Origin of the sequence: Pseudomonas sp. JS425, assembly GCF_018223845.1 — a bacterium.
In the GTDB taxonomy this organism is placed as follows: domain Bacteria; phylum Pseudomonadota; class Gammaproteobacteria; order Pseudomonadales; family Pseudomonadaceae; genus Aquipseudomonas; species Aquipseudomonas asiatica.
On record NZ_CP073661.1, the window covers coordinates 3,690,169 to 3,702,534 of the forward strand.

Below are 12,366 nucleotides of genomic sequence, written 5' to 3' on the forward strand. Positions count from 1 at the left end.
GTGCGGCATCTGCTGTTAGGGTTTGCCTTTGCATTTTTACTGGCAAAAACAGCCATTGAAGTGTGCTATTCCATGCATAACCTGCACTTTTACAAAAAGCGTTCGATTAACGGACAGGCCTGCCAGCATGAAATCCACCCTCCCCGGCGTCCCCTTGTTCAAGCTGTACGGCGAAAACCAGGCCTGGCCCGGCACCGACCTGCTGCACTGCGAGTCGATCCCGGCGCGTAGCCGTTTGCATCACTGGGAAATCAAGCCGCACCAGCACGCCGAGCTGTTCCAGTTGCTGTATGTGCAACGCGGCCGGGCCGAAGTGGAGATCGAGGGGGTGCGCAGCGCCATCAGCGAAGCGGCAATCCAGGTGGTACCGCCGATGACCGTGCACGGCTTTCGCTTCAGCGCCGATATCCAGGGGCATGTGCTGACCTTTGGCACGGCACTGGTGGCAAACCTGGAGCAGCGCCTGGGCGCGCCGCTGGTGGTATTGGCGAAGGCGGCGTGTTACCCGCTGGGCCGGGACCGGGTGCATCTGCGCAGCCTGATCGACACCTTGCAGCAGGAGTACCAGGGCAACGCCCCGGCGCGGGCGGCCTTGCTCGAAGCACTGGTGACGGCGCTGATGGTGTGGATCAGCCGCCGCCAGCAGCTGGTGCAGGCACCGCGCAACCGCGATGAACGTGACCGCCACTTGCTGGGGCAGTACCTGCGCCTGGTCGAGGCGCATTACCGTGAGCACCTGTCGGTGGAGGATTTTGCCGCGCGGTTGAATATTCCGAGTCTGCAGTTGAACCAGCTGTGCCGGGCACTGAGTGGGCAGACCGCGCTGCAGGTGGTGCACCAGCGGTTGCTGCTGGAGGCTCGGCGCAACCTGATCTATACGCGGATGAGCATCGGGCAGTTGTCGGATAGCCTGGGGTTTACCGACCCGACGTATTTTGCCCGGTGGTTCAAGCGGTTGACTGGGCAGACGCCGAATGGGTATCGCAGGTCGGGGTTGTCTGAGTAAATTTTTCGCCTGTTCTGGCCTCTTCGCGGGTGAACCCGCTCCCACAGGGACGGCGGTGCCCTCAAGGCCTGTGCAGTTCCTGTGGGAGCGGGTTTACCCGCGAAGAGGCCTGCACAGGCAACACACATCCCGCGCCCCTGCTTGACGTATACGTCAACCTGCCCTCAGGATACCCGCATACCCCACGCCGAGCCCCAGCATGAGCACCCAGACCTACAGCATTTCCGACCTGTCCCGCGAACTGGACATCACCACCCGCGCCATCCGCTTCTATGAGGAACAGGGCCTGCTGAGCCCCGAGCGCCGTGGCCTGGAGCGTATCTATTCGGCGCGTGACAAAGTCAGTTTGAAACTCATCCTGCGCGGCAAGCGCATCGGCTTTTCGCTGGCCGAATGCCGCGAGCTGATCGAGCTGTACGACCCCTCCAGCGGCAACCTCAAGCAGCTCAACAGCATGCTGGCGAAAATCGCCGAGCGCCGCGCCCAGCTGGAACAGCAGATGCTCGACATCCACCAGATGCAGCTGGAGCTGGACACCGCCCAGGAGCGCTGCGAACAAGCCCTGGCCGCCACCCTGAACAACAAAGACAACCGCTGAACGCCACAGGAAACCCGCCATGTCCTTGCCCAAACACGTCCGCCTGGTCGAAGTAGGCCCCCGCGACGGCCTGCAGAACGAAGCCCAGCCCATCAGCGTCGCCGACAAGGTGCGCCTGGTGGACGACCTCACCGAAGCGGGCCTGGCCTATATCGAAGTGGGCAGTTTCGTCTCGCCCAAGTGGGTACCGCAGATGGCCGGCTCCGCCGAAGTATTCGCCGGCATCCACCAGCGCCCGGGTGTCACCTATGCGGCGCTTGCCCCCAACCTGCGCGGTTTCGAGGACGCACTGGCCGCCGGCGTGAAGGAAGTGGCGGTGTTCGCCGCCGCCTCCGAAGCCTTCTCGCAACGCAACATCAATTGCTCGATCAGCGACAGCCTCAAGCGCTTCGAGCCGATCATGGAAGCCGCGCGCAACCACGGTGTGCGCGTGCGCGGCTATGTGTCGTGCGTGCTCGGCTGCCCCTATGAAGGCAAGGTCAGCGCCGAGCAGGTCGCCCCGGTGGCCCGTGCCCTGCACGACATGGGCTGCTACGAGGTATCGCTGGGTGACACCATCGGCACCGGTACCGCCGGCGAGACCCGGCGCCTGTTCGAGGTGGTCGCGGCACAGGTACCGCGCGAGCAACTGGCCGGGCACTTCCACGATACCTATGGCCAGGCCCTGGCCAACGTGTATGCCAGCCTGCTCGAAGGCATCAGCGTGTTCGACAGCTCGGTGGCCGGGCTGGGCGGCTGCCCCTATGCCAAAGGCGCTACCGGCAATATCGCCAGTGAAGACGTGGTGTACCTGCTGCAGGGGCTGGGCATTGAAACCGGCATCGACCTGGACCGACTGATCGCCGCCGGCCGCCGCATCAGCAGCGTGCTGGGCCGCGACAATGGGTCGCGGGTAGCACGGGCGCGCAGCGCGCAATAGGTCATACAGGTGTCACATTGGTGTGGGTGGAGTGTTACCGCCCCCACGTTTTGCAGCAAAAAATCGGGTAACAGGGAAACAAATCGGCAGAATTTCAGGCCGGTCGATTTCGACCGAAATCACCAAGTGCTTGATTTTAAAGGGTTTTCAAAAGTTGGCACGCACCCTGCTATATCTCTGGTACAACAACAAAAAAAATGTGACACCCAATAAAAACAACAGGTAACGGCTCTGACATAACAAGAACAACACGGCAGAGGCGTAGCAAGCAGATTTTTTTGGAGTCGACACGCTTTTCAGGGGTACGCCCCGCGGTCTGGCACAGAACAATAAAACTACCTCCAGGTAGCGGCAGCCAGTTCGGATCAGCAATGATGAAAGCAGGTCAGCGCTCAAAAAAATACGTTTGCTCTTGACCCCGCATGGGGGTCGCCCGCAACACCAGGACAGGCTGACAAAAACAAAAACAGGCCGGTCCCAATAATAAAAAAAGAGCAGGCAACAACGCTTTGAGGGGAGCTTCGGCTCCCCTCAGTGCTTCCTGCCCTCTTCCTCCTCCTGCTTTCCCTCATCATGCCCTTCGAGCTTGTCCACCAGCAACGGCATCGTGCCCAGCACCAGCAGGGCCAGTATCGTGCTGATCAACGCCGTGGCTTCGCGGCCCATGCCGGCTGCCGTACCGATGGCGGCGGTCATCCACAACCCGGCGGCAGTGGTCAGGCCCTTCACATGGCTGGCGTCCTGGCCGTTACCCTTGAGAATGGTGCCCGCACCCAGAAAACCGATACCGGCGACAATGCCCTGGATCACCCGGCTCAGCGCTTGCTCGTCGGCCCCGGCCATGCTCGGTGCCAGCACGAACAGCGCGGCGCCCAGCGAAACCAGCATATGCGTACGCACCCCGGCGGCCTTGCCCTTGTGCTCGCGCTCGAAGCCCAGCACAGCGCCAAGCAGGGCTGCCATCAGCAGGCGTACGAGGATTTGCGTGACCTCGCGCTCGTCGGTGATATCGGCGAATTCGGCCTGGATTGCTTGCCAGATGAGGTCCATTGCTTTCTTCCCATGTGGAGCATTGTGTTGTCAGGTTCGGCCTCTTCGCGGGTACTGCACTGCATTGAAACCTGTGCAAACCCTGTGGGAGCGGGTTTACCCGCGAAGAGGCCGGGCCTGCCATCTGCAAGGGTTGACCTCCGGGTAAATGACAAAGTGCCGCTCAGCTTCCGGATGCAGCAACCCGCCCCGCCCTGTGGTCCACCCCTGTAACCCCCAGGAGGACCACCCCATGCCCATTGAAATCGACGAAACCACCCGCCGCTGCACCCTGATCGCCGAAGACCTGCGCATCGAGGGTGATGGCCCGTCCATCGAAATCGTCACCGACGAACAGCTGCGCATGTCCGTGGCCCTGCTCGCCGGCCAGCGTGTGCCCATCACCGAAGCCGAGGCCGATGCACTGACCGTGGCGGGTGCGGTGGATAGCCGCAGGCATCTGAAGGCCAGCACGCCAGGCTCGGTAATCTGAGGCCTGGCGGGGCCCGCCGGGAAATCTGATACGGTTTTTATCGCAAAATCTGAGCCTGTGCTGATAACAGCCTCAGGGCCATAGTGCTCATGCCTGATCGAGGCCTGATGAGCACCGAGCCATGAACGATAGAATCCCTTTTACAGAGATCGCCACCGCCCCAGCCAGCCCCCAGCCACGCCGCGCCGACAATGGCATCCATACCCGCAGCTTCACCGGGCTGTACCGCAACCTGCGCATCGGCTTCGCCGGCGCCCTGTTCGTGCTGTTCTTCGGCACCGCCTGGCTGAACTGGAACGGCCGCCAGGCCGTGCTGTGGGACCTGGGCAACAGCAAATTCCACATCTTCGGCGCCACCTTCTGGCCGCAGGACTTCATCCTGCTGTCGGCGCTGCTGATCATCTGCGCCTTCGGCCTGTTCGCCATCACCGTATATGCCGGCCGCGTGTGGTGCGGCTACAGCTGCCCGCAGAGCACCTGGACCTGGCTGTTCATGTGGTGCGAGAAGGTCACCGAAGGCGACCGCAACCAGCGCATCAAGCTGGCCGCCGCGCCCTGGAGCCTGAGCAAACTGGCCCGTCGCACGCTGAAGCACAGCCTGTGGCTGGCCATTGGCGTGCTCACCGGGCTGACCTTCGTCGGCTACTTCACCCCGATCCGCCCACTGGCCGCGGAACTGTTCACCTTGCAACTGGACGGCGTGGCGCTGTTCTGGGTGCTGTTCTTTACCGCCGCCACCTACATCAATGCCGGCCTGCTGCGCGAAGCGGTGTGCCTGCACATGTGCCCTTATGCACGCTTCCAGAGCGTGATGTTCGACAAGGACACCCTGGCGGTCGCCTATGACCCGCGTCGCGGCGAAGCCCGTGGCCCGCGCAAGAAAGGCAGTGACCTCCGCGCCCAGGGCCTGGGCGACTGCATCGACTGCACCTTGTGCGTGCAGGTGTGCCCCACCGGCATCGATATCCGCGACGGCCTGCAAATGGCGTGCATCGGTTGTGCGGCGTGCATCGATGCCTGTGACGGGGTAATGGACAAGATGGGCTACGCCCGTGGCCTGATCGGCTACAAGTCCGAACGCAGCCTGCAAGGTGGCACCACCCATTGGCTTCGCCCGCGCCTGCTGGGCTACGCCGCCGCGCTTTGGGTGATGATCGCGGCACTGGTGGTGGCCTTGCAGCTGCGCCCGATGGTGTCGCTGGACGTGATCAAGGACCGCGGCCTGTTCCGCGAGAATGCCCAGGGCCAGATCGAGAACATCTACCTGCTCAAGGTCATCAACAAGACCGAAAGCACCCGGCACTATGAGCTGCGCCTGCTGGACGCCGACGGCTTCAGCCTGCAGGGCAAGACCTCCTTCGTGATCCCGGCCGGTGAAATGAGTGAACTGCCGGTGTCGGTGGCGATGCTCGCCGAGCGCCCGGCCAGCAGCTCGCAGACGCTGAGCTTCGAAATCAGCGAGCGCGACGACCCCGCCATCCGCAGCGTGGCCCACAGCCGCTTCGTCGCGCCGATGAACCGTTGATCCCTTACACTGATTCCACCTTGCCTGCCAGGCTTCGACAGAAGGCCAGAATGAAACGCTACGAACGCTTTGCCGACGACATCGCCGAACTGATCCGCTCCGGGGTGCTGGGCCCCGGCCAGCGCGTGCCCTCGGTGCGCTATGCCAGCCAGACCCACGGGGTCAGCCCGTCCACCGTGTTCCAGGCCTACTACCTGCTGGAGCGGCGCGGGCTGATCCGCGCCCGGCCGCGCTCGGGCTATTTCGTCAATGCCCACGCCCCGCGCCAGTTCAGCGAGCCGCAGGCATTGCAGCCGGTCAGCGAGTCCACCGATGTCGACGTCAGCGCGCTGGTGTTCTCGATCCTCGACTCGATCAAGGACCCCAACACCGTGCCGTTCGGCTCGGCCTTTCCCAGCCCCGAGCTGTTTCCGCTGCAACGCCTGTCGCGCTCGCTGGCCAGCGCCAGCCGCAGCATGGACCCGCGCATGGTGGTGACCGACCTGTCACCCGGCAACCCGCAGCTGCGCCGGCAGATTGCCCTGCGCTACATGGTTGGCGGGCTGATGCTGCCAATGGAGGAGTTGCTGATCACCAACGGCGCGCTGGAAGCCCTGAACCTGTGCCTGCAGGCCGTCACCCAGCCCGGTGACCTGGTGGCCATCGAAGCCCCCGCCTTCTATGCCTGCCTGCAGGTACTGGAGCGTCTCAAGCTAAAGGCCGTGGAAATTCCTGTGCACCCGCGCGAAGGCATGGATCTGGGCGTGCTGGCGCAAACGCTGGAGAAACACCCGGTCAAGGCCGTGTGGTGCATGACCAACTTCCAGAACCCGGTGGGCGCCAGCATGCCGGAGGCGAAAAAGCAGGCACTGGTGGAGCTGCTGGCGCGTCATCAGGTGCCATTGATCGAAGACGACGTGTACGCCGAACTGTACTACGCGCAACAGGCACCCAAACCGGCCAAGGCCTTCGACACCCAGGGGCTGGTGATGCACTGCGGCTCGTTCGCCAAGAGCCTGGCACCTGGCTACCGCATCGGCTGGGTGGCAGCCGGGCGCTTTGCACAGAAGATCGAGCGGCTCAAGCTGATGACCTCGCTGTGCGCCTCGATGCCGGCGCAGGCGGCCATCGCCGACTACCTGCAGCACGGCGGCTACGACCGCCACCTGCGCAAGCTGCGCTATGCCCTGGAAGGCCAGCAGGCCAACATGCTGGCGGCCATCGCCCGGCACTTTCCGGCGCAGACGCGGGTCAGCCAACCGTCCGGCGGCTACTTCCTGTGGCTGGAGCTGCCCGAACAGATGGACGCCCTCAAGCTGTTCCACATGGCCTTGGCCCAAGGCATCAGCATCGCCCCCGGGCCGATCTTCTCGCCCACCCGGCGCTTCGGCAACTGCATCCGCCTGAACTACGGCAGCCCCTGGCATGAGGATGCCGAACGGGCCATGGAAACCCTGGGGCGGATCATCCGCTCGTTCTGATGACTGGCGCCCCGGTGGGCGGCTATAGTTGCCCGATCCGCTCACCGGGCCCTCGCCATGCAAGCAGACTCGCTCCCGTCATTGGCACAACTGCAAGCGCGTGTCGCAGAACTGGAAGCTCGCCTGGCAGAGCGCGACGACACTGCACAGGCCCACATCCAGCTACTGGGCGAACTGCTCGACAACAGCCGGGCCAACGTGTTTGCCGCCGACAGCGAGAAGCGCCTGGTCGCGATCAACCGCACGGCCCGGGAAACCTTCGAGCATTACCGGGGCTTCGTGCCGCAGATCGGCGATTACGTGCCACAAATTCTGCTCAACCACCCTGACATCATGGGCCGCCTGGCACCGGTGTGGCCACGCGTGCTGGCCGGCGAAGCCTTCATCGACACTATCTCACTCGGCCCCTCCGATGCCCCCCGCCATTACGAAATCCGCTATCACCCATTGCTCGATGCACAACAGCAAGTCCAGGGCGGGTACCTGTTCGCCTATGACATCACCGAGCGCATGGCCGAGCAGGAACGCCTGCGCCAGGCCGAAGAGGCCCTGCGCCAGTCGCAGAAAATGGAGGCGGTCGGCCAGTTGACCGGCGGCATCGCCCACGACTTCAACAACTTGCTGGGTAGCCTGCTTGGCGCGCTGGAGCTTGCAGAGCAGCGCCTGGGCGAGCAACGCCTTGCCGACACCGCCCGCATGCTCGGGCTCGGCCGCAGCAACGCAATGCGCGCCGCAGCCCTGGTGCAGCGGTTGCTGGCCTTTTCGCGCCAACAGACGCTGATGCCACAAGCGGTGGATGTGCACCGCCTGGTCGCCGACATGCATGACCTGATCCGCAGCTCGACCGGCCCGCACATTGACTTCCAGGACCGCACGCTGGCCGCGCAATGGTCGATCCGCATCGATCCGCAGCAGCTGGAGAACGCTCTGCTCAACCTGTGCATCAATGCCCGTGACGCCATGCCGCTGGGCGGCACCTTGCGCATCGGTTGTGAAAACGCCGATCTCGCAGCGGCCGAGGCCAAGCGCCTGGACCTGCCGACGGGGCACTATCTGCACATTCGTGTCGAGGACACCGGCGTGGGCATGCCCAGTGAGGTGCTGCAACACGCTTTCGAGCCCTTCTTCACCACCAAGCCGCTGGGCCAGGGCACTGGCTTGGGATTGTCCATGGCCTATGGTTTTGTTCGCCAGTCCGGGGGGCAGTTGCTGATCGACAGCGTCACCGGGCAAGGCACTTGCGTTCACCTGTACCTGCCCCGTGACCAGAGCGCTTGCGCAACCGGCCACGGCGAGCCAGCCACATCCGCCACCGCGACGTTGCAGCCGCGGATGCACCGGATCATGCTGGTGGCGGACCAACCGGCCCTGCGCCTGGTACTGGTCGAAGTGCTGACGGAACTGGGCTATCAGGTGCAGGCTTTCGAGAGTGGCCACCGGGCTCTGGAATCGTTGCAGAAAGGGCCGCCACCGGACCTGCTGATCACCGATGTCGGCCTGCCTGGGCGACTCGACGGTTACCAGCTTGCAGAGGCCTGCCAGGACCTTGTGGCGGATGCCCCGGTATTGCTGATTACCGGCTACGAGACTGCCGAAACGGTGCACTGTGCCCGGCCCGGCAGGCGCACCGAACTGCTGCACAAACCCCTCGACCTGAACACCCTCGGCGAACGGATCGAGCGCCTGTTGGGCATTGCGTCACACCCGCGTTGACTGGCTATTCGCCTGTTGCCGAACACGCTAAAGTCTGGGCTTCATCCACTGTCGGACGTCGGCATGCCCTCCCGCGACCTGCTTTCACTGCGCCAACAAGTCGAAGCCCTGCAGCAACAGAACGCGCTGCTGGAAGCCCGCCTGGCAAGCCATCAGCAACACGATCAGGACTTCTACCGCTCGCTCTTCGACACCATGGACGAAGGCTTCTGCATCATCGAGTTCTTCGACGGCCCGCACGGCCCACTGAGCGACTATGTGCATGTGCTGGCCAATGCGGCCTATGCCAAGCATGCCGGCATCCCCAACGTGGTCGGGCAGAAACTGCGCGAGATGGTGCCCGATGAGGCCGACGATTGGGTCGCCCGTTATGGCGCGGTGCTGCGCACGGGCGAGCCGCTGCATTTCGAGCAGGAACTGGTCGCCACCGGCCATGTGTTGTCGGTGACCACCTTCCGCGTAGAGCCTGCCGAAAAGCGCCAGGTGGCGGTACTGTTCAAGGACGTCACTGCACGCCGACGGGCAGAGCAGGCCCTGCAGCGCCTGAACGAGGAACTGGAACAACGGGTGAATGCGGCACTGGCAGAACAGGCCAAGGCCGAGGAAGCCCTGCGCCAGGCACAGAAGATGGAAGCGGTCGGCCAGCTCAGTGGCGGCATCGCCCACGACTTCAACAACCTGCTGGGCGGCATCCTCAGTGCCCAGGAGCTGATGCGCCAACGCCTGGAGCAATCCCGTTTCGACGCCCTGGAGCCATTGCTGAAGCTGTCCAGCGGCTCGGCGCAGCGGGCCTCTTCGCTGGTACACCGGCTGCTGGCATTTTCCCGTCAGCAGACCCTGCAGCCCTGCTCCACGCAGGTGGCCACGCTGGTGGGCGGCATGGAGGAGCTGCTGCGCCGCACCATCGGCCCCTCCATCACCCTGACCAGCCAATTCCCCTGCCAGCTATGGCCGACCTTCATCGACCCGCCGCAACTGGAAAGCGCCCTGCTCAACGTGTGCATCAATGCCCGCGATGCCATGCCTGCCGGCGGCGTGATCGATATCCTCGGTGACAACCTGCTGCTCGACGACCAGCAAGCCCGTGCACTGGAACTGCCAGCTGGCGAATACGTACGGCTGAGCATCAGCGACAACGGCAAGGGCATGTCGGCGGAGGTGGCCGAGCGCGCCGTCGACCCGTTCTTCACCACCAAGCCCATGGGCCAGGGCACTGGGCTGGGCTTGTCGATGACTTATGGTTTCGTGCGCCAGTCGGGCGGGCAGCTACGGGTGTTGTCGACACCTGGCGAAGGCACCCGCATCGAGCTGCTGCTTCCCCGCCACCACCAGCACCCCGAAGCCCCGGCACCCAGGCCACTGCACACACTGCTGGAAAAAAGCAGCGGCGCCACGCAGCGTATCCTGCTGGTCGAAGACCAGGCCGCCTTGCGCGTGGTCGTCTGCGAGGTGCTGGAAGAACTGGGTTATCGGGTCGATGCATTCGAGAACGGCCCGGCTGCCCTCGCCCATCTGCAAGCTGGCGAGCGGCCAGACCTGCTGTTGAGCGATATCGGCCTGCCCGGCGGCCTGAATGGCCGCCAGTTGGCTGAACGTTGCCGCGAGCGCCACCCCGACCTCAAGGTACTGTTCATCACCGGCTACGACGAAAGCGCGGCGCTCAGTGACGGCCAGTTGCTGCAAGGCACTCAGGTGCTGACCAAGCCGTTCGAGCTGGCAGTGCTGGCCGAACGGGTACGCACGCTGCTGGAGGATTGACCGGCGCGCTCAGCGCCCGCCGCCCAGGTCGATGAAGCTGCCGGTGGAGTACGAGGCTTTGTCCGAGAGCAGCCAGAGGATGGCCTCGGCCACTTCCTCGGGGCGCCCGCCGCGGCCCATGGGCAAGCCGGGCTCGAGCTTGCTGACCCGGTCGGAGTCGCCCGACAGCGCGTGGAACCCGGTATGGATATAGCCTGGCCGCACACCATTTACCCGCACGCCCTCGCCTGCCACTTCCTTTGCCAGGCCAATGGTGAAGGTGTCGAGGGCGCCCTTGGAAGCGGCATAGTCCACGTATTCGTTGGGCGAGCCCAGGCGGGCGGCCACCGACGACACGTTGACGATGGCCCCGCCCGGCCCGCCGTACCGGCGTGCCATGCGCTTCAGTGCGTGCTTGGCGCAGAGCATGGGGCCGACGACGTTGGTCTTCATGACCTTGAGCAGGCGGAATTCGGACATGTCCTCGACCCGGCTTTGCTGGCCGATGGTGCCTGCGTTGTTGACCAGCGCGGTGACCGGGCCGAGTTCTTCGTCAACGCGCTGGAACAGCTGGATGACCTCATCCTCGACACTGGCGTCGGCGCGCACGGTGATGGCCTTGGCGCCCAGGGCTCGGACCTGGCCGAGGATGTCCTCGGCGGCCTGGTCGTCGGCGTGGTAGTTGATGCAGATGCGGTAGCCCTGACGGGCGGCCAGCAGCGCCGTGGCGGCGCCGATGCCGCGGCTGGCACCGGTGATGACTATGACTTGCTCCATGGGTCTGCCAATCGTTTGGAAAGGGAGCATCGACAATAGGGGAAAAGGCAGCGCGTGGGAATGACCTTTCCTTCTGCTACTGCGTGGGTTTGCCTTGCCCGGGAAACAACGTCTCGAACCGCGGCGTCGCCCGCGCAACGAAACCCAGCCCCTGGTGCATGATGAAGTAGGCAGCGATTTCATTCCGCTCGGCGAAGGCATAGCCTTCCTCCGGGCCCAGCACCATCAACAGTGTGTCCAGGGCATCGGCACGCAACACCGAAGGGTCGACCACCGACACTGCCGCCAGCGCGTGCTTGACCGGCCTGCCGACACGGGGATCGAAGGTGTGCGAATAACGCTGGCCACCTTCCTCGAAATAGTTGCGGTAATCGCCGGCGGTGGCAACGCCGTAGCCATCCAGGGCGATGGCGCGCTCCACTTGCTGTTCGCCCCCACCACTAGGTACCTCGAGGGCGATGCGCCAGGGCGAGCCATCCGGTTTGCGGCCAACCCCCTTCAGTTCGCCGGTGATCTCGACCAGATAGGCCTGGATACCCAGGGCCGCAAGCCTGTCACCCACCCGATCCACTGCATAACCGGCGAGCATGCTGTCGAAATCCAGCTGCGCCGCCACATCCTTGCACAGCGTTTCTCCATCCAGGTGCAAGTGCTGCAGGCCTACCCGTGCCTGCTCCCGCGCCAGCGTGCTGGCATCCGGCACCTGCCTGCCGCGTGACTGTGGGCCGAAGCCCCAGAGGTTCATCAAGGGCAAGACCGTCAGGTCGAAAGCCCCGCCACTCTGGCGGAACAGAGAAACACCGTACACCAGCAATTGCTGCATCTCTTGCGGCACTGCCTGACAGGCGCCGGCCGGCAGGTTGTTGAAGCGGGAAACCACGGAATCGCCGCGCCAGTTGGAGAACTGCTTGTCGAGGGCCTGGAGAACAAGCTCGACTTCGGCCTTTACTTGCCGTGAATCGGGCGTCTGTGCAGTGGGTACGTACTGGATCGAATACGTACTCCCCATGGTCGGCCCGCCAAAGCGTTCAATCCTGTCGCCGCAGCCATACAGCAACGTCACCAGCATCACCAGCAGGCTTGCGCGCATCATTGGACACCTCGCAGAC

Annotated in this window: 11 protein-coding genes; 8 read left to right on the forward strand and 3 right to left on the reverse strand. The window is 64.1% G+C overall.

Going from position 1 to position 12,366, the window contains the following annotated elements:
• The first annotated feature begins 127 nt into the window (after window positions 1–127).
• The 3 genes from KDB76_RS17165 (at window position 128) to KDB76_RS17175 (ending at window position 2,523) form a co-directional block, all read left to right on the forward strand.
• Window positions 128–1,006: a helix-turn-helix domain-containing protein gene (locus KDB76_RS17165; protein WP_038409746.1), complete on the forward strand. Its 879-nt coding sequence runs from the start codon at window positions 128–130 to the stop codon at window positions 1,004–1,006.
• 199 nt (window positions 1,007–1,205) lie between these two features.
• Window positions 1,206–1,604 carry a MerR family DNA-binding transcriptional regulator gene (locus KDB76_RS17170; RefSeq protein WP_013972930.1) on the forward strand — a complete coding sequence of 133 codons (399 nt, stop codon included), beginning with the start codon at window positions 1,206–1,208 and terminating at the stop codon, window positions 1,602–1,604.
• A 19-nt stretch (window positions 1,605–1,623) separates the two neighbouring features.
• Complete coding sequence (locus KDB76_RS17175) at window positions 1,624–2,523, forward strand: hydroxymethylglutaryl-CoA lyase (RefSeq protein WP_015270649.1); 900 nt, start codon at window positions 1,624–1,626, stop codon at window positions 2,521–2,523.
• A gap of 531 nt (window positions 2,524–3,054) precedes the next feature.
• Here the strand turns inward: KDB76_RS17175 and KDB76_RS17180 are convergent.
• Window positions 3,055–3,573 (reverse strand): MgtC/SapB family protein, encoded by a 519-nt coding sequence (locus KDB76_RS17180; protein WP_038409747.1) that lies wholly within the window; start codon window positions 3,571–3,573, stop codon window positions 3,055–3,057.
• Window positions 3,574–3,805: 232 nt separating this feature from the next.
• Between KDB76_RS17180 and KDB76_RS17185 the strand changes: the two genes are divergently transcribed.
• From KDB76_RS17185 to KDB76_RS17205, 5 genes are all read left to right on the forward strand, one after another.
• On the forward strand, window positions 3,806–4,045 hold the full coding sequence (locus KDB76_RS17185; RefSeq protein ID WP_013972933.1) for a DUF3203 family protein: 240 nt from the start codon (window positions 3,806–3,808) through the stop codon (window positions 4,043–4,045).
• Window positions 4,046–4,166: 121 nt separating this feature from the next.
• Window positions 4,167–5,570, forward strand: a complete 1,404-nt coding sequence (ccoG, locus tag KDB76_RS17190) for a cytochrome c oxidase accessory protein CcoG (RefSeq protein WP_013972934.1) — start codon at window positions 4,167–4,169, stop codon at window positions 5,568–5,570.
• 50 nt (window positions 5,571–5,620) lie between these two features.
• A complete protein-coding gene (gene mapR, locus KDB76_RS17195) occupies window positions 5,621–7,030 on the forward strand; it encodes a GntR family transcriptional regulator MpaR (protein ID WP_013972935.1) in 1,410 nt (469 codons plus the stop codon).
• A 57-nt stretch (window positions 7,031–7,087) separates the two neighbouring features.
• The gene (locus tag KDB76_RS17200) at window positions 7,088–8,743 is read left to right on the forward strand and encodes a PAS domain-containing sensor histidine kinase (RefSeq protein WP_038409748.1); all 1,656 of its coding nucleotides are present in this window, start codon (window positions 7,088–7,090) and stop codon (window positions 8,741–8,743) included.
• A 63-nt stretch (window positions 8,744–8,806) separates the two neighbouring features.
• Entirely contained in the window at window positions 8,807–10,501 is a 1,695-nt protein-coding gene (locus tag KDB76_RS17205) for a response regulator (RefSeq protein ID WP_013972937.1), read from the forward strand.
• A 9-nt stretch (window positions 10,502–10,510) separates the two neighbouring features.
• Here the strand turns inward: KDB76_RS17205 and KDB76_RS17210 are convergent, their stop codons facing one another.
• A complete protein-coding gene (locus KDB76_RS17210) occupies window positions 10,511–11,257 on the reverse strand; it encodes an SDR family oxidoreductase (RefSeq protein WP_013972938.1) in 747 nt (248 codons plus the stop codon).
• 76 nt (window positions 11,258–11,333) lie between these two features.
• The gene (locus KDB76_RS17215; protein WP_049870822.1) at window positions 11,334–12,350 is read right to left on the reverse strand and encodes an FAD:protein FMN transferase; all 1,017 of its coding nucleotides are present in this window, start codon (window positions 12,348–12,350) and stop codon (window positions 11,334–11,336) included.
• Window positions 12,351–12,366: the final 16 nt, after the last annotated feature.

Coding starts and splice junctions, on each gene's coding strand:
- KDB76_RS17205 (WP_013972937.1), top strand. CDS start 8,807: ATGCCCTCCCGCGACCTGCTTTCACTGCGCCAACAAGTCGAAGCCCTG.
- mapR (WP_013972935.1), top strand. CDS start 5,621: ATGAAACGCTACGAACGCTTTGCCGACGACATCGCCGAACTGATCCGC.
- ccoG (WP_013972934.1), top strand. CDS start 4,167: ATGAACGATAGAATCCCTTTTACAGAGATCGCCACCGCCCCAGCCAGC.
- KDB76_RS17185 (WP_013972933.1), top strand. CDS start 3,806: ATGCCCATTGAAATCGACGAAACCACCCGCCGCTGCACCCTGATCGCC.
- KDB76_RS17210 (WP_013972938.1), bottom strand. CDS start 11,257: ATGGAGCAAGTCATAGTCATCACCGGTGCCAGCCGCGGCATCGGCGCC.
- KDB76_RS17165 (WP_038409746.1), top strand. CDS start 128: ATGAAATCCACCCTCCCCGGCGTCCCCTTGTTCAAGCTGTACGGCGAA.
- KDB76_RS17170 (WP_013972930.1), top strand. CDS start 1,206: ATGAGCACCCAGACCTACAGCATTTCCGACCTGTCCCGCGAACTGGAC.
- KDB76_RS17175 (WP_015270649.1), top strand. CDS start 1,624: ATGTCCTTGCCCAAACACGTCCGCCTGGTCGAAGTAGGCCCCCGCGAC.
- KDB76_RS17180 (WP_038409747.1), bottom strand. CDS start 3,573: ATGGACCTCATCTGGCAAGCAATCCAGGCCGAATTCGCCGATATCACC.
- KDB76_RS17200 (WP_038409748.1), top strand. CDS start 7,088: ATGCAAGCAGACTCGCTCCCGTCATTGGCACAACTGCAAGCGCGTGTC.
- KDB76_RS17215 (WP_049870822.1), bottom strand. CDS start 12,350: ATGATGCGCGCAAGCCTGCTGGTGATGCTGGTGACGTTGCTGTATGGC.